This is a genomic window from Micromonospora sp. SD19 (assembly GCF_054462275.1).
The window spans coordinates 59,508-76,074 of record NZ_JBTLMN010000016.1 but is presented as its reverse complement, the minus strand read 5'-3'; the positions used below and the strand labels follow the sequence as shown (position 1 = coordinate 76,074).

13 protein-coding genes and 1 pseudogene are annotated in these 16,567 nt (G+C 72.1%); 7 read left to right on the top strand and 7 right to left on the bottom strand.

The window, feature by feature from the left end:
* Window positions 1–788, bottom strand: a pseudogene (locus ACX27O_RS32185) (hypothetical protein); the annotation flags it as partial.
* A gap of 375 nt (window positions 789–1,163) precedes the next feature.
* On the opposite strand from ACX27O_RS32185, the gene ACX27O_RS32180 reads away from it, so the two are divergent.
* Together ACX27O_RS32180 and ACX27O_RS32175 are read left to right on the top strand one after the other, a co-directional pair.
* Window positions 1,164–4,340 carry an AfsR/SARP family transcriptional regulator gene (locus ACX27O_RS32180; protein WP_458940563.1) on the top strand — a complete coding sequence of 1,059 codons (3,177 nt, stop codon included), beginning with the start codon at window positions 1,164–1,166 and terminating at the stop codon, window positions 4,338–4,340.
* Between the two features lie 119 nt (window positions 4,341–4,459).
* The gene (locus tag ACX27O_RS32175) at window positions 4,460–5,065 is read left to right on the top strand and encodes a hypothetical protein (RefSeq protein ID WP_156057846.1); all 606 of its coding nucleotides are present in this window, start codon (window positions 4,460–4,462) and stop codon (window positions 5,063–5,065) included.
* A 39-nt stretch (window positions 5,066–5,104) separates the two neighbouring features.
* Here ACX27O_RS32175 and ACX27O_RS32170 read toward each other — a convergent pair whose 3' ends face one another.
* Both ACX27O_RS32170 and ACX27O_RS32165 read right to left on the bottom strand, forming a co-directional pair.
* A complete protein-coding gene (locus tag ACX27O_RS32170) occupies window positions 5,105–6,739 on the bottom strand; it encodes an MFS transporter (protein WP_030335922.1) in 1,635 nt (544 codons plus the stop codon).
* Complete coding sequence (locus tag ACX27O_RS32165; RefSeq protein WP_030335924.1) at window positions 6,733–7,428, bottom strand: SDR family NAD(P)-dependent oxidoreductase; 696 nt, start codon at window positions 7,426–7,428, stop codon at window positions 6,733–6,735. Before ACX27O_RS32165 ends, ACX27O_RS32170 begins: the two co-directional genes overlap by 7 nt.
* 162 nt (window positions 7,429–7,590) lie before the next feature.
* On the opposite strand from ACX27O_RS32165, the gene ACX27O_RS32160 reads away from it, so the two are divergent.
* The 4 genes from ACX27O_RS32160 to ACX27O_RS32145 all read left to right on the top strand — a co-directional run bounded on the left by ACX27O_RS32160 (window position 7,591) and on the right by ACX27O_RS32145 (window position 11,467).
* A complete protein-coding gene (locus ACX27O_RS32160; RefSeq protein WP_358130576.1) occupies window positions 7,591–8,883 on the top strand; it encodes a sensor histidine kinase in 1,293 nt (430 codons plus the stop codon).
* Window positions 8,871–9,536 (top strand): response regulator transcription factor, encoded by a 666-nt coding sequence (locus ACX27O_RS32155; protein WP_030335928.1) that lies wholly within the window; start codon window positions 8,871–8,873, stop codon window positions 9,534–9,536. Before ACX27O_RS32160 ends, ACX27O_RS32155 begins: the two co-directional genes overlap by 13 nt.
* Before the next feature lie 99 nt (window positions 9,537–9,635).
* A complete protein-coding gene (locus tag ACX27O_RS32150) occupies window positions 9,636–10,697 on the top strand; it encodes a Gfo/Idh/MocA family oxidoreductase (protein ID WP_030335930.1) in 1,062 nt (353 codons plus the stop codon).
* A gap of 221 nt (window positions 10,698–10,918) precedes the next feature.
* Window positions 10,919–11,467 carry a DUF1062 domain-containing protein gene (locus tag ACX27O_RS32145; protein WP_210861613.1) on the top strand — a complete coding sequence of 183 codons (549 nt, stop codon included), beginning with the start codon at window positions 10,919–10,921 and terminating at the stop codon, window positions 11,465–11,467.
* A 206-nt stretch (window positions 11,468–11,673) separates the two neighbouring features.
* On the opposite strand, the gene ACX27O_RS32140 is transcribed toward ACX27O_RS32145, so the two are convergent.
* From ACX27O_RS32140 to ACX27O_RS32130, 3 genes are all read right to left on the bottom strand, one after another.
* The gene (locus ACX27O_RS32140) at window positions 11,674–11,832 is read right to left on the bottom strand and encodes a hypothetical protein (RefSeq protein ID WP_210861615.1); all 159 of its coding nucleotides are present in this window, start codon (window positions 11,830–11,832) and stop codon (window positions 11,674–11,676) included.
* Between the two features lie 203 nt (window positions 11,833–12,035).
* Window positions 12,036–12,257, bottom strand: a complete 222-nt coding sequence (locus tag ACX27O_RS32135; RefSeq protein ID WP_030335934.1) for a hypothetical protein — start codon at window positions 12,255–12,257, stop codon at window positions 12,036–12,038.
* 279 nt (window positions 12,258–12,536) lie between these two features.
* The gene (locus tag ACX27O_RS32130) at window positions 12,537–13,619 is read right to left on the bottom strand and encodes a PIN domain-containing protein (RefSeq protein WP_030335936.1); all 1,083 of its coding nucleotides are present in this window, start codon (window positions 13,617–13,619) and stop codon (window positions 12,537–12,539) included.
* A 217-nt stretch (window positions 13,620–13,836) separates the two neighbouring features.
* Here ACX27O_RS32130 and ACX27O_RS32125 point away from each other — a divergent pair, with 217 nt between their 5' ends.
* On the top strand, window positions 13,837–15,864 hold the full coding sequence (locus ACX27O_RS32125; protein ID WP_210866682.1) for a glycosyl hydrolase family 28-related protein: 2,028 nt from the start codon (window positions 13,837–13,839) through the stop codon (window positions 15,862–15,864).
* A gap of 55 nt (window positions 15,865–15,919) precedes the next feature.
* Here the strand turns inward: ACX27O_RS32125 and ACX27O_RS32120 are convergent, their stop codons facing one another.
* Window positions 15,920–16,555 (bottom strand): CG0192-related protein, encoded by a 636-nt coding sequence (locus ACX27O_RS32120; RefSeq protein ID WP_210866683.1) that lies wholly within the window; start codon window positions 16,553–16,555, stop codon window positions 15,920–15,922.
* Window positions 16,556–16,567 lie beyond the last annotated feature (12 nt).

Below are 16,567 nucleotides of genomic sequence, written 5' to 3'. Positions count from 1 at the left end.
GCCGGCAGCTTGTAACTGCCGAAGTACGCCCCGAACCCGCCACTGGCGTTGGCCAGCGAGGTGAACAACTCGATCGACGAGTCCTTGTGGAGGTAGAGCATGGCGGCGTCGTCGCGACCGTCACCGTTGAAGTCCCCGGACAGTTGCACCACGTTCGGGTCCGCGACCGGCGTTGGCTCCGGCTCCGGCTCCGGTGTCGGCTCGGTGGCCTCGATACCGGTTCGCCGGATGGGTTTGTAGGTCCTCAGGTCGTCCCAACCGTTGAAGCCGCGTGAGCCCGTGTTGTTGTTCGCGTACGGGTTCTGCACCGTCTGCCCGTCGCTGTTGAACGAGTAGACATAGGCGCCCTTGGAGTGGTCGTTCTTGTCCTTCCAGAACGCGAAGAGCTCGATGTGGCCGCTGCGCACCATGGCGTCACCGGGCTGGAAGTCGTTGATGCTGCCGAGCGTGGTCCACATGGCGTTGCTGCCCTGGAACTGGTCGGTGACATAGCTCTGGGAGAGGTGCCAGGCCATCGAGACGAGACCTGAGCAGTCCCGCCGGTAGGTGTGCGAACCGTCGACGTCCTTGGCCCAGGTGCCGGTCTGGGTGTACGTGATGTCGCGATCGACCCAGTTCTGTGCGCGGTCGAGCATCTCGGTCCGGGTGATCGGCCCGTTGATCGATGACGCCTCGGCGGGCGAGATCGTGAGCAGGGCGTTCGCCCCGATGACCGCGAGGCTCAGCGCCGCGCCGGCGATCAGCCGGGTCGTGTACTGCCGGTTTCCGCGTGCTGCGAAGAATCGCATAGCAGGTGTCCTCCAATGCAAAAGGTGGTTTTTCGGGCCGGTGAAGGGCCCGTTGGGGCAGCCGGCATCGCCTCGGGGGCAATGACAGCCACCGATCGCCGGTTAGAGTCGCTGCGAACGTGCAAGATCACGAGGGCTGCCGGCACCCCGGCGGCTCTCTGCGCATCGTTCGATGAAGTTGTTGCTGGCGGCTCCTCTCGGAAGGGGAAGTGCACTGGTTGGTCGTGCTCGCCTCTCCGGTAGCGGTGCATCGGATCGGCTGTGGCAAAACCTTCGCAGCCGCATTCGGTAGGGAAGCTGAACGAATTCTTGACAAGCACGTGCGGCCTGGTGACGGCCGATGTGGACGACCAAACGGGGCGCGGGGGCGATGCCGTGGAACTTCGAATACTCGGCGAACTACAGATCCGGGTGGCCGGCCGGCCGATCGAACTCGGCCCGCTGAAACAGCGCCTGGTGCTGGCGGCCCTGGCCGTCGACGTCGGTCGGGGCGTACCGGTCGAGATGCTGATCGACCGGGTGTGGGACGGCTCGCCCCCGGCGGACGCCCGCGGGGTGCTCTACACCTACATCACCCGGATCCGCCGGCTGCTCGCCGCCGCCGCGCTCGGGGAGGGCGTCAGCCCGATCACGGTGGCCCGGCGGGCGGGCGGGTACCAGTTGGAGGCCGCCGACGACCGGGTGGACCTGCGGCAACTGCGCACCCTGAGCGAGCAGATCCAGCACCTCGACGCGGATGACCCGCGACGGGCGCAGCTGCTGCGTCAGGCGGTCGAGCTGTGGCGCGGCGACCCGCTGGACGGGCTGCCCGGCGACTGGGCGGCCCGGGTCCGGGAACGACTGCGTCAGCAGGCGCTCGGCACGCTGGTGGAGTGGGCGGAGAGCGAGTTGCGCCAGGGCCGTCCCGGGCCGGTGGCCGACCGGCTCAGCCAGGCGTTGGAACGCGACCCACTCACCGAACCCCTCGTCCTGCACCTGATGCGCGCGCTGCACCTCGGCGGGCGACGCGCCGAGGCGCTGGACCAGTACGCCCGGACCCGCGCCCTGCTCTCCGACGAGTTGGGCGTCGACCCGGGCAGCGAGCTGCAGCTCCTGCACCAACGCATCCTGCGCGACGAGTCGGTGCCGCGTCCGGCGGTCGAGCGCGAACCGACGCCGCCACCCGCCGTGGCCCCACCACAGCCGGTCGCGTCGACCGACCCGGACGAGCAGGACCAGCCGGACGACGCACCGCGTGCCGGGCGGGCCGGCCCTGGCTGCCAGCTACCACCCCCGCTGCCGGACCACACCGGATGTGAGGCGGAGATCGAGCAGGCGCTGACCGCCCTGGCCCAGCCTCAGCAGACGCTCACCGCACGGCCACCGCTGATGCTGTCCGGGCCCGGCGGCGTCGGCAAGACCTCGCTCAGCGTCCGACTCGCCCACCTGCTGCGCACCAGCTACCCGGACGGGCAGATCTTCGTGGGGCTCGACGGCCGGCGCAGCGACCCGGTCAGCGTCCTCAATCAGGTCCTGCGTGCCCTGGGCGTGTCGAACGTCCAGCAGCTGCGCAGCACCGAGGAGAAGCTGGGCCAGTACCGGTCGGCCATCAGCGGACGACGCATCCTGATCGTCCTCGACGCGGCCGTCAGCGCCGAGGAGGTCCGTCCGCTGGTGCCGGGCGACTCGGGCTGCGCCCTGATCGCCACCAGTCGGGCCCGGCTGACCACTGTTCCCGGGGCGCACCACGTCGAGCTGACGATGTTCAACTCCCAGCAGTCGCTGGCCCTGCTCGGGCAGATGATCGGCGCGGACCGGGTCGCTCGTGAGCCGGCGGCGGCGCAGACGCTCGTCGAACTCTGCGCCGGCCTGCCGCTCGCCCTGCGCATCGTCGGTGCGCGGCTGACCGCTCGACCACACCAGCGGATCGCCCGGCTCGCCGACCGGCTGCGCAACGAGCGCAACCGGCTCGACGAGATGACCGCCGACGGGCTGGCGGTCCGGCTCAGCGTGGCGGTCAGCTACCAGGGCCTCGACCCGGCCGCGCGGCGGATCTTCCGGTTGCTCGGCTTCATGGGGGCGCCCACCTTCGCCGAGTGGCTGGGCGCGGCGCTGCTGGGCGAACCGGTCGACGTCACCGAGGACCTGCTGGACCTGTTGGTCGACGCCCGGCTGATCGAGGTGGTGTCGGACCCGGTGCACCGCACGGTGCGCTACCGGATGCACGACCTGGTTCGGCTGTACGCGTACGAGCGTGCCGTCGAGGAGGACAGCACCGCCGAACTGCACACCGCGGTGGCCCGGGTGTTGACCGCGGCAACCGAGCTCAGCGAGCGCCTCGGCGAGCGGCTTCCGCACGCGGTGCCACCGCTGTACCGGCAACCGCCGATGCCGGTCAGTCTGCAGTCCTGTGTGCTCGCCGCGGATCACCTGCGGCCGGGCTGGCTCGACGCCGAGGGCGCGTGCCTGGTCGCCGCGGTGGAGCGCGCGGCCGAACTCGACATGGACGCCGCCGCCTGCGCATTAGCCGACGCGCTGGTCTTCGCCTCGTTCGCGGTCCGCAACGACTTCGTGAGCTGGGACCGTACCCACGCGGCGGCGATCGGCGTCGCCCGCCGCACGGGCAACCGGGTGGCGCAGGCCGTCATCGAGTGCGGCATCGGGCTGCTCCGCTACAAGGAGGACCGGTTCGACGAGGCGGAGCGCTACTTTCCCGCCGCTGTGGCGCTCTTCGACGAGGCCGGTCACCAGGCGGGGGCCGCCGCCGCGCGCAACGGTCTCGGCACCGTGCTGCGCGAGGTGGGACGGCACCACGAGGCGATCCCGTTGTTGACGGCCGCCGCCGAGACGCTGGCCCGACTCGGCGACGAGAACGGCGCCGCGCACGCCCGCTACGGGCTGGGGCACTGTCACCGCGAGTTGGGGGACGACGCGGCGGCCACCGCGCGGCTCGGCGAGGCGATCGGCGCGTACCGCACCCTCGGCCACTGGCGGGGCGAGGCCATCGCCACCCGTGCCATCGGCCTGGTGCACCGGGCACGAGGCGAGTTGGGCGAGGCGGAGGAGTGGTGCACTCGCGCACACGCCCTGATCGTGGAGCATCAGGACGAGCACATCGCCTGCTACACGTCGCAGGCGCTGGCGAAGATCTGGCTGCGCCAGGGGAAGGTCGACCAGGCCCGGGGGCCGCTCGACCGTTCTCTGATCACCTGCAAGCGGCTCCACGACCGGCTGGGCACCGCCCTCGTGCAGCGCACCATCGGTGAGCTGCACCTCGCCGCCGGCCACCTCGACGACGCGGCCCGCGCACTGGGGCTGGCGTACGACGGATGGCAGGCCCTCGGGCACGACCTGGGCCGGGCGCGAACCCTGCGCGACACCGGGATGGTCCGGGCGGCGGCCGGTGACCTGCCGGGGGCTCACACCGCCTGGGCCGACGCCCTGGCCGTGTTCACCAGGTTGGGCACCAGGGAGGCCGCGGAGGCTCCGGGCTGGCACCGGGCCTGCGGCCCCGACTGTGGCTCCGTCGCCGGGTCGCCCGCCGGCGGCCCGCTGGCCGTGTCGGCCGCCTGAAAGGCCGCTCCGCCTGCGGATTCAAGGTTTGTTCCAGCTCTGGCAGAGGCACGGCTCCTACCGTCGTCGGCGGGTCCGGGAAGTCAATCCGACCCGACCGACGAGGTAGGGAGTCAGCTGTGCGAGTTCGAGGCAGTGACGTGGCGATGGCGGTGGCGATGGCCCTGACGTGTGCGGTGGCGGGATGTGGGCAACCCGCCCCGCGCTCGGTCGGAGCGCCGGCCGCCAGCTCGCCCGGGTCCACCCCGTCGACACCACCGCCGACCGGTGGTCCGTCGCCCTCCGTCGACACTGCGCCGACCGCGACCGCCGGGCCGACCGCGAACGCCGGGCGGGGCCCGGCGAGCGACGCGGCGACCGTCGCCGGTGACGGTTCGGGTCGGGCCGCCGCCGGTGCCGGCGCACCAGCGGAAGGCGGCGGAGCGCCGGATCGGGCAATCGACACCGACACCACCTGTACGCCCAGCACGTTGCAGGCGGCCAGCCAGGCGCTGCTGGGCGGCGTGCGGATCGCCCGGGTGGAGGTCTTCGCCTGTCGGAACTCCTATGCCCGGCTGACCGCCGTACCGGCCGGCTCGCCGGACACCCTTCCCGAACCGCAGATCTTTTTGAAGCGGTCCGGGGCGCAGTGGCAGCTCGCCGGGCAGGCGGCGGCGAACATCGACTGTGGCGACGGCGGCCTGGCACCGGCCATCAGCACGGCCTGCGGCGCGCTGGCCGGTTGACGTCCGGCGTGGACCGCTGCTCGCGTTGGCGGTGCCCGTTCAGAGCGCCTCGCTGTCGTCGGAGAGCGTGGGGCCGGCGGCGGCGGGCACCAGGTGTCGGACCTCGGGCTCCCCGTCGGTCAGCTCCCGGGCCCGTTGCTCGGCCGCGCGGTCCTCACCGGTCAACCGGCCGCCGTGCTGGCGCAGGTGCTCGTCCCAGGACGGCACCACATACACCTCGACGAAGCGATCCACCGTCTCGGCCGGGCGAAACAGCCCCCAGCGCATCGCCCCGGTCCGCTGCCGCGCGCCACGCACCAGGTCCATCGCCGCCAGGAACTGTTGGGCCCGCTCCGGCCGGACGGTGTACTGCACCGTCACCAGCACCGGCCCCACCCCCGGGTCCGGTTCGTGCGCCAGGTGCAACTGTGGCCAGTACGCCGCCGGTTCACGGTTCACCGACCGGAGGTCGGGCAGCGGCCAGATCCGGCTCGTCAGGGTGCCGACCAGCATCAGCGCCGCCGCCGCCAGGTACGCGAGGACCAACCCGCCCATGTCGGCCACCAGCCCCCAGAGCAGCGCGCCGACCGCCTGCCCACCGGCGAAGCACACCTGGTAGACGGCCAGGCCCCGCGCGCGTACCCAGCTGGGCAGGAAGAGCTGCATCTCGGCATTGACGTTGGCCAGCACGGTCACCCAGGCCATCCCGGCGGGCAGCAGGGCGAGCAGCACCAGCGGCACCACCGGCACGGTGCCGACCACGGTCAGCGCCACCGTGAACAGAGCCCCGGCGATCAGCAGGAGCTGGTTGGCCGACAGTCGGGTGCGGATCACGGCCAGCAGCACACCGCCACCGATGGCGCCCACGCCGAGGGCGGCCAGCAGCACCCCGTACCCACCGGAGCCCAGCCCCAGCCGGCGACTCGCGACCAACGGCAGCAACGCCCACAACGCGCTGGCCGGGACCACGAAGACCAACGCGCGGCGCAACAGCCGGCGCACCGTCGGCGAGTGACGGACGTAGCGGCTGCCGGCCCGCAACGCGGCGGTGAACCGCTCGGGCACCTCGACCGCGCGGGCGTTGTCGGGCCGCCAGCGCCACAGCGCGTACGCGAAGACGCCGAAGGCGACCGCGTTGATGCCGAAGACCGGGGCGACGCCGGTACGGGCGATCAGCACACCGGCCACCGCGGGACCGACCGCCCGCGCCACGTTCACGCTGATCGAACCGAGCGCGGACGCCGACCGCAGCTGGTCCTGCGGCACCAGCTCCGGGATCACCGCCGCCCAGGCCGGCAGGGTCAACGCCTGCCCGACCCCGAACGCGAAGGTGAGGGTGAGCAGCAGCGCCGGCGGCATCCGGCCGGTAACTGTGAGCAGCGTCAACGCCACCGCCACCGCCACCAGGAACAGCTGCACGGCGATCAGCAGGTGCCGGCGGTCGAAGCTGTCGGCCAGCACCCCGGCGGGCAACGCCAGCAGCAGCACCGGCAGCAGACTGGCCGTCTGCACCAACGCGACCAGGGTGGGGGCGTTGGAATGGTTGATCAGCAGCCACTGCGCGCCGACGGTCTGCATCCAGGTGCCGATGTTGGCGGCGAGCAGGGCCAGCCACAGGTTGCGGTAGACCGCCGTCCGCAGCGGCGCCCACGCCGAGGCCGGACGGTCGGCGGGTCCGGCTGCGGCCGTCACCACCGCCCGTCCGCGCGCAGCACGCGCTCACCGGAGACGTAGAGGTCGTCGGGTTCGAGCAGCAGCAACCGGACGACCTCGGTGGCGACCTGTTCGGGCATGGCGTACACCTCGTCCAGGAACTCGGCACCCACCCGTTCCTGCAGTCGGGTCGGCATCGGCCCGGGGTGCAGCTGCATCACCTTGACCCGGTTGCTGTGCTGCGCCTCGGCCAGCGAGTCGACCAGGCTGTTGCCGTAGCTCTTGGTGGCCCGGTAGACGGGGATGCCGGGCCGGGGGGCCGCCAACGCCAGCGCGCCGATGTAGACGACGTTGCCGTGGCCCTGCCGGTCAAGGTGCCGCACCGCCTCCCGCAGCAGGTACGTGATGCCCAGAACGTTGATTTCCACGGCCCGCCGGATGTGCTCCACCGACAGGTCCCCCAGGTCGCCGCCCGCCCACATGGAGGCGCAGGCCGCCACCCCGTCGATGGTGCCGTAGCGCTCGACCACCCCGGCGAAGGAGTCGCGGACCTGCTCGTAGGAGGAGACGTCGCAGACCGCCCCGTCGCAACCCAACTCGTCGGTCGCCGCGGCGACCTCGGCCGGCACGTTGCCGAACACCACAACCCGGTGCTCGTCGACGAGCAGTCGGGCCACCGCGAGACCGAGACCGCTGGTCCCGCCGACCACCACGAAGGTTCTGGCACCCATGTCTCTCCAGCCGCCGCCGACACCGGTCACGCAGGCCGCGTGACGGCCCGTTCTTCCCCTTTCCGGACCCCGCACACCCGTTCGCGGGTAGTGCTGGGCATACCCCGAAGAGTGGATCTGGACGGCTGGGGCAGCCAGCCGCTGCCGATTAGCGTCTGCGGCATGACCACGGAACACCCTTCGCACCTGGCCGAGGCGCTGCGCCGCCGCCGCTGGCTGCTCACCGCGTGGCCCTGGCGGGCGCTGGCCTACCTGGTGACCACCGTGCCGATCGCCGGCGTGCTCACCGTCGGGCTGCTCGTCATCGGCGCGCCCCTGCTGGCCGCCGTCAACGCGTTCCGCCTGCACGGCCGGCCGCCGAGCGTCGCGCTGACGCTGTTCCTGGCCACCGGCAGCCTCATCCTGCTGGCGTTGGCCCCGCTGGTCAGCTTTCCGGTGGCCGCCGTCGAGCGGTGGCGGGTCGGGCTCGTCGACGGTCGTGCGCTGCCCTCGTCGCCGTGGCCGGGCCTGGTCGCCCGCTACCGCAGCGCCGCGACCTGGCGGGAGGTGGCGTACCTGTTCTGGCTGGGCGGCTTCGCGCCGGTCGCGTACTGGGTGTTCCTGCTGCTGGTCCTGCTGGACCTCGGGATGATCTCCAGCCCCTGGCTGGCCGGCGACGCCAACCAGCCGGTGGTGATCTGGCAGCCGATCGACAGCACCGGCGAAGCCGTCCCGTACGCGATCGTGGGGGTGCTGCTGATCCCGGTGCTCTGGTACGCCGTCGGCCTGCTCGCCGCCGTGCAGGCGGCCGTGGCCCGGTGGCTGCTGGCTCATCCGGTGGACGCGGCGGCGCTGCGCGAGGTCACCCGCTCCCGCACCCGACTGGTCGGGGCGTACGAGGCCGAACGCCGCCGCATCGAACGCGACCTGCACGACGGCGCACAGCCCCGACTCACCAGCCTCACCCTGCAGCTGGGGCTGGCCCGGCTGGACGTGCCCGAGGACTCCCCCGCCTCCCGACCCCTCGCCGTGGCGCACGACCAGGCAAGGGGCCTGATGGTGATGCTGCGGCAGTTGGTGCACGGCATCCGCCCGCAGAGCCTCACCGACCTCGGCCTGGCCGGTGCGGTACGCGAACTGGCCGACGCCGCCACCATCCCAGTTGCCGTGCGCGCCGACCTGCACGGCGAGCTGCCGGAGATCGTGGAGACCACCGCCTACTTCGTGGTCTCCGAGGCGCTGGGCAACGTCGCCCGGCACGCCCGGGCTACCCGCGCCGACCTCCGCCTCACCCGGGCCGGCGGTGACCTCGTCGTCGAGGTGACCGACGACGGCCACGGCGGCGCCGACCCGGCGCGGGGCACCGGCCTGACCGGGCTCGCCGACCGGGTCGCCGCCGTGGGCGGCCGGCTGCTGCTGTCCAGCCCGGCCGGCGGGCCTACAGTGGTGCGGGTGGAGCTGCCATGCCGTCGGTGACCCGGGTGGTGCTCGCCGAGGACGAGGTGCTGCTGCGCGAGGGTCTGGTGGCGCTGCTGAACCGCTTCGACTTCACTGTCTGCGCCGCCGTCGGCTCCGCACCGGACCTGCTGGCCGCGGCCCGCGAACACCAACCGGACCTGGTGCTGACCGACATCCGGATGCCACCGGGCCGCCGCGACGACGGGCTGCGCGCGGCCGTCGCGTTGCGCGCCGACCGACCCCAGCTGCCGGTCGTGGTGCTCAGCCAGTACGTGCAGACCGGGTACGCGGCGGCGCTGCTGGACAGCGGCGACGGCCAACGGGTGGGCTACCTGCTCAAGGACCGCGTCGCCGAGGTCACCGAGTTCGTCGACACGCTGCGCCGGGTCGCCGACGGCGGCACGGCCATCGACCCGGACGTGGTCCGGCAGCTTCTGCACCGCCCCCGCGATCCGCTCGCCGCGCTGTCCGCCCGGGAGCGCGAGGTGTTGGCGCTGCTCGCCGAGGGGCGCTCCAACGCGTCGATCGCCGGCCGCCTGCACGTCAGCGAGGCGGCGGTCGGCAAGCACGTCGGCAACATCCTGGTGAAGCTCGACCTGCCGCCCAGCGACGACACCAACCGCCGGGTGCTCGCGGTCCTCACCTACCTGCGCGCCGACGCCGCAAGCTGACCAGCGCCGGGCCGCGACCGGGCACGACCGCCCGGGGCGTAGATTCGATCAGCGGGGCCGCCGTCACCAGGGCACGGCCCGGGGAGACGGGGGCACGGCATGGCGAAGGCGCTGCGGGTTGGTCTGCTGGGGTACGGGCTGGCGGGCCGGGTGTTCCACGCGCCGCTGATCGCCGCGACCCCGGGCCTGCGGCTCGACGCCATCGTGACCCGTGATCCGCAGCGGCGCGAGCAGGCCCGACAGCACTTCCCGGACGCCCGCCTGGTCGACGACGCCGACGAGCTGTGGCGTACCCCTGCTGACCTGGACCTGGTCGTGGTGGCGACGCCGAACCGGCAGCACGTGCCGATGGCGCGCGCGGCGCTCGCCGCCGGCCTGCCAGTCGTCGTCGACAAGCCCCTCTCCCCGACCGCCGCGGAGGGCCGCACGCTGGTCGACGAGGCGACCGAGCGCGGGGTGCCGCTGACGGTCTTTCAGAACCGCCGCTGGGACGGCGACTTCCTGACCGTCCGCCACCTGGTCGAGCGGGGCGAGTTGGGGCGGGTGCTGCGCTTCGAGTCCCGGTTCGAGCGGTTCCGCCCGACCATCAAGCCGGGCTGGCGGGAGCTCGCCGGCCCGGAGGAGGCCGGTGGTGCCCTCTTCGACCTCGGCGCCCACCTCGTCGACCAGGCGGTGCAGCTGTTCGGCCGGGTCGACCGCGTCTACGCGGAGGTGGACCGTCGCCGCGCGGGCGCAGCCGTCGACGACGACGCCTTCGTGGCGTTGACCCACGCCAACGGGGTCCACTCGCACCTGTGGATGGGCGCGGTGACCGCTCAGCTCGGGCCGCGCCTGCGGGTGCTGGGCGATCGGGCCGGCTACACCAGCTACGGGCTGGACGTGCAGGAGGCGGCGCTGCACGACGGCGGCCGACCGGACCAGCCGGGCTGGGGCGAGGTCCCGCCGGAGCGCTACGGCCTGCTCGGTGTCGACGGTGACCTGCGGCCGGTGCCGACCGCGCCGGGCGCGTACCAGAGTTTCTACGCACAGGTGGCGGCCGCGTTGCGCGACGGCACACCGATGCCGGTGGACCCACGGGACTCGGTCCACACGGTCGAGCTGATCGAGCTGGCGCACCGGTCGGCGGCCGAGGGCGTGGTGCTGCCGGTCCCGACCGTCTGACCGGTTCGCACGTCCCGTCACCTGGGCTGCTGAGGCGTACGCGGAAAACCGGTGGAGCGGCGCCGCCGTGCGCCGTTACCGTGCTGCGCAACAGGTCGTCTAGGCAAGGACGTGCCGTTGTACACCCTGTGAGACCTCCCGAGAGCTGATCTGTCGCGCGTCGCGCCTGTGCGCCGCGCTCCTTTTTGCTGCGGACTTCTCACTGAAACCGGTGTACCTCTGTGCTCATCAATTGGGCCGTCGTGCCCACCTGCCTGCCCATCATTCGCCGCCGTTGCCACGGGTGCGCGTCCCAGCGCCTTCGGGCGAGCGGCAAGTTCCGGGTCAACGCCAACCACAAGCTCATCGATACCTGGCTGCTCGCGCTCTGTACCGAGTGCGGGGAGACGGCGAAGCTCACCGTCCTGGAGCGGATGACCGTGCGCACCATCCCACCCGAGATGCTGGACCGGCTCCATGCCAACGACCCCGGCCTGGCCGCCGAACTGCTCCAGGATCCGGACGTTCAGCACCGCAACCGGTTCACCCTGGACTGGACCGACGCCTGGCGTCTCGACACCGCCGGATCGGATCACCTGGACTGTGACGTGCTCGACGTCGCGGTCCGCAACGCGGCACGGATCCCGGTCCGGCCGACCCGGCTGATCGCCGACGGTTGCGGTCTGTCGAGGGGCGAGGTCAGCCGACTCATCACGGAGGGGAAGGTTGTTTCGGCGGCCCGGTTGAGCGGCAAGCTCTCCGGCGACTTCACCTTCACGCTGAAACGCTGACCCGTCCTCGGGGTCTGTCCGGCATGACGCCGGGCAGGCCCCTAGGGCCTGTTTCATAAGAACTGGCCGGCCTGCGGCGGGCCCGGACGACGACCGGCGGCGTTGCGGTTTCGTCCGGATACGACACCGGTATCCGGACGAAACCGCGCCTTGCCGGATCGCCGCCCGGACTCCGCCTCGGCTCGACCGCCCTTATGAAACAGGCCCTAGTCGGCGTTGCTCTCCGAGGGGGCGTCGTCCGGTGCCCGGGCGTCGTCGTCGGTGAGCGCGTCGTCGGACGAGGTGGTGAGGTCGGCGAGCCGGCGCTCGGCCTCCCGGATCTCCTCGTCGAGCCTGCTGTTCTCCTCGTCGGGGCCCTGCGACATGGGCGACCTCCATCGGGCGCGACCGGCAGCCCTGCGAGTACCCGAACTGACGGCGGGGACACGAGGGCCCGCCCGCTCTTGAGGCGGCGTGGCCGGTGGGTGACCGCTGCGCGCTGTCGGCACCGACGTACCGAGCGCCGGGCCGGTCGGCGGGCGCGCCGGGCTGGAACCCGGGAGCGTTGCCGACCCGGCCCGGTGCCGGATCAGCGCTGCTTCAGCTCGCGCCAGGATGGGTGGGTGCCGCGCCAGGCGTCGGCGAGGATGGCCGCCGAGGCCCGGCTGGGGCACTGCTGCACCCGCTCACGACCCGACGCCCCACCGATCTGGGCGCGGACCTCCCAACCCTGCCCGTCAGTACGGATGTACACGTCCCGGCGCCCGCGCGGGGTCGTGTCTCCGTTCCACCAGTGCTCCTCCACCTTCATTCGCCGACCGTATAGCAATTCCCGCGCCGAGGGTACGGCGCAGGTATGACCGGACCGGGGCAAGGGTGACAATCCGGGCGCATTTCCGCCCAACCGTTGACGGTTCGAAACCATAACGGGCGGTTCTCCCGCTCCTGAGTTGCGCATCAGGAGAACCCCACCCTGCCCCGCCCCCGCAACTCCCACCGCCCACCGCTGTTGATCAAGAACTTTGCGTCACCAATCGCGCCGTCGATGACGCAAACTTCTTGATCAACAAGGGAGGGCAGGGGCAGCGGGTCAGGGGTGGGTTGTCAGGAGGTAGTCGTCGGCTTCGGGGCTCCAGCGGAGGTCCAGTACGCCGGCGGTGGCGGCGGCCTTGCAGAACTGCAGGAAGCTGCGGTAGCCGAGCTTCTTCTCGCTGAAGTCCGGGCGGGCCCGGCGTACCTGGTTCTTCAGCCCGGACAGCGCCACCGGGTTGCCGCCGCTGCCCAGGTCCGCCACGACGCCCCGGAGTAGGCCGAACGCCACCTCGCGGTCGCCGTGCTCGGGCAGCGACACCTCGGGGTCACCCTTGGCCGGCCCCTCGGCCAGCTCGATCACGTTGCGTTCGGCGAGGTGGCGCAGCAGCTCACCGAAGGTGCGGAAGCCGTAGTCGGACTCACTGAAGGTCGGGTCCTTGCGCAGCAGGGTGCGCTTGAGCCGGGACGCGGTGACCTCACCGTTGGCGCTGCCCTGCAGGCCGGCGACCGACTGGGCGACCTGTACGGCGAGCGCGTCCGCGTCCCGGTCGGGCTCCGCCTCCTGCGGTCGACGGTCCACCTCCTGCTCCGGCTCGGGCGGGCGCTGTTCCGCGCCGGCCTGCCGGGCGGCGGAACGCGCGCGCCCACCACGAGCCGGCGGGATGTCCACGCCCTCCAGCCGGTCGTAGTAGAGGAACTCGTCGCACGCCGGGGGCAGCAGCCCCGAGGTGGACCCCTCGACCCCGACGCCGATGACCCGCTTGTTCAGCTCCCGCAGCTTGTGCACCAGCGGGGTGAAGTCGCTGTCACCGCTACAGATCACGAAGGTGGAGATGTACTCGCGTTCGAACGCCAACTCGATCGCGTCGACGGCCATCTTGATGTCCGCGGCGTTCTTGCGGGAGGCGCCCATCCGTTGCGGGATCTCGATCAGCTCGACGTGGGAGCGGGTGAGCATCCGGCGGTCCTCGTCGAAGTAGGACCAGTCGGCGTACGCCCGGCGGACCACCACCCGGCCCCGTTCGGCCAACGCGTCGGCGATGGGCCGGAAGTCGAAGGCGACGCCGCCGCGATGGTCACGCGCGCCCAGCGCGAGGTTCTCGTAGTCGAGAAAGAGGGCGATCCGGTCTTCTTGATCCACGCAGATCAGCCTACGCCGGGCGCGAGCTGGTCGGGGCGGGCGACGCGCGACACCTCAACTCGACAACCGTCCATTTCTTGCGGCCTCATAGTCGTTTATTTTCGTTGTTCGATAGGTGTCTTGCAGTGCCATGTTCGGTGCTGCATCATGACGATCAATGTCGGGCGTCGGGGGCGCCGGGCGGACCTCCACCACCACCCACTCAGGAGGGTCACCGATGTTTCGCAGCCTCACGCCGACGCGGGGACGGCCCGGCGGCACCGCCGTCGCGCTCGCGGCCGGTCTCGCCGTGCTGGTCGCCGGGCCCACCTCGGCCGCCGCCAGTCCACCGGGGTCCGCCGGCGCGCGGCCGGTGGTCACCCGCGCCGCCCTCGACCCGGCGCTGGTCGCCGGGCGCGGCGCGGACGTCGACTTCCTGGAGCAGGAAGCGGAGAACGCCCGCACCAACGGCGAGATCATCGGGCCGGACCGGTCTGCCTACACCCTGCCCGCGGAGGCCTCCGGCCGCCGGGCGGTCCGGCTCACCCCCGGGGAGTACGTGGAGTTCGTCCTGCCCAGCGCGGCGAACGGGATCACCGTGCGGTACAGCATCCCGGACGCGCCGCAGGGAGGTGGGATCACCGCGCCGCTGAAGGTCGCGGTGAACGGCAAGCATCTGCGCACCATGACGCTCACCTCGCAGTACTCGTGGCTCTACAACCAGTACCCCTTCACCAACGACCCGCAGGCCGGGCTGCTGCACCCGGACTGGTGGATCACCGAGTGCCAGTGCGTGCCGTCGGCCACCACGCCGTACCCGAGCATCAGCACACCGTTCCGGCCCACCCACTTCTACGACGAGCAGCGGCTCCTGCTCGGGCGTACGTACCGGGCCGGCGACACTGTCCGGCTCACCGCGCCGCCCGGCAGCGCCGCCGCCTGGACGGTCATCGACCTGCTCGACTCCGAACTGGTAGCCCCGCCGCGTGTCCGGCTGCTCGCGGCGAACGTGCTCGCCTTCGGCGCCGACCCGACCGGCCGGCGGGACTCCGCCGACGCGCTGGACCGGGCCATCGCCTTCGCCCGGCGCGCCCACCTCACCGTGTACCTCCCGCCGGGCACCTACCAGGTCAACCGGCACGTCATCGTCGACGACGTGACCATCGAGGGCGCCGGCAACTGGCACACCATCATCAAGGGCCGCGAGGTCGCCCTGCCGGCCCCCGCGCCGGACGGCTCGGTGCACACCGGAGTCGGGTTCTACGGTCGGGACGCCGCCGACGGCGGCAGCCGCAACGTGCACCTCTCCGGCTTCGCCATCGAGGGCGACGTGCGGGAGCGCATCGACACCGACCAGGTCAACGCGATCGGCGGGGCGATGAGCGACTCCACCATCGACGGGCTCTACCTGCACCACACCAAGGCGGGCCTGTGGTTCGACGGCCCGATGCGCAACGTCCGGGTCACCAACAACATCATCGTCGACCAGATCGCCGACGCCCTCAACTTCCACACCGGGGTGACCGACTCCCTGGTCGCGCACAACTTCGTCCGCAACACCGGCGACGACGGCCTGGCGATGTGGTCGGAGAAGACGGCCAACGCGCGGAACACGTTCGACCACAACACCGTGCAGTCACCGACCCTGGCCAACGGCATCGCCATCTACGGCGGCACCGACACCACCGTCTCGCACAACCTCGTCGCCGACCCGGTACGTGAGGGCAGCGGCCTGCACGCCGGGTCCCGCTTCGGCGCGGAGCCGTTCACCGGGCACCTGCGGTTCACCAACAACACCACCGCCCGCGCCGGCACGTACGAGCTGAACTGGAACATCGGCCTGGGGGCGATCTGGCTCTTCGCCCTGGATCGCAGCATCGAGGCGGGCATCGAGGTGACCGGCGACGCGTACCTGGACAACACGTACAACGCGATCATGCTGGTCAGCGACTGGCCGGTGAAGGACCTCTACTCGATCTCCGACGTGCGGTTCCGGGACGTCCGGGTCGACGGCACCGGCACCTCGGTGGTCAGCGCCCGCACGGCCGGGTCCGCCTCGTTCGCCAACGTGGACGCCCGCAACGTCGGCGCGGTCGGCGTCAACAACTGCGGATCGTTCCACTTCACCGCGGCCGGCTCGGAGTTCACAGTGACCGACCTCGGCGGTAACGACGGCGGGTGGCTCGCACCGTGGCTGCTGCCCAACACCATCACCTGCGACGACCGGCCGCCCGTGTCGCCGCCCCCGCCTCCTGCGCGGTGGTGAACGCGGTGGGCGGTCCGGCATCCGGGCCGCCCACCGCACACTCGGGACAGGCGGGTCAGCGCACCCGGGCGTACGCCAGTGGCACGCTCGTCGGCTGACCATCCCACCTGCCGCTCAGGGTGGCCCCGGTGGCCCCGTCGGTCCCGGCCCCGGGCCGCCGGACGACCACCAGTTCGACGGTGTCGGTGCTGATGAGCGTGCTGTCCCCGTCGACGACCCGGCGCAGGGCGCCGACCGGGGGCGGGTTGTCGCTGCCGGTCTCGCTGACCTCGATCGTCATCGTCGGCTCGCGTACCTCGCGCCGGCCGTCGACCTCGAAGTACTGCTCCGCCTGGCCGCCACCGGTGAGGATCGCGTGGGCGAGCGCGGCGGCGTACACCGGGTCGGCGCAGCCGTCGTACACCCAGCGTCGGCCGAGCGCCGAGTGCTCGGTGGTGCCGACCAGCCACTGCTCGGCACCGTCGAGAGGGGTGGCGCGGTAGGTGAGGGGGACCTGGTGGACCGGCCCGTCGGCGGCGGCGACCAGCATCGTCTCGATGCCGACCTCGCCGGCCGGGTCGTCGAAGCGGTAGGCGCCCCGGCTCACCACCTCGACGCCGGTCGGTCCGGCGAACCATTGTCGGTCGGGCAGCCAGGCCGTCAGCAGGTTCAGCTTCGTGGGGTGCAGGGTCGCCCTGTGCAGCAGTGCCATGACGGCAGCCTA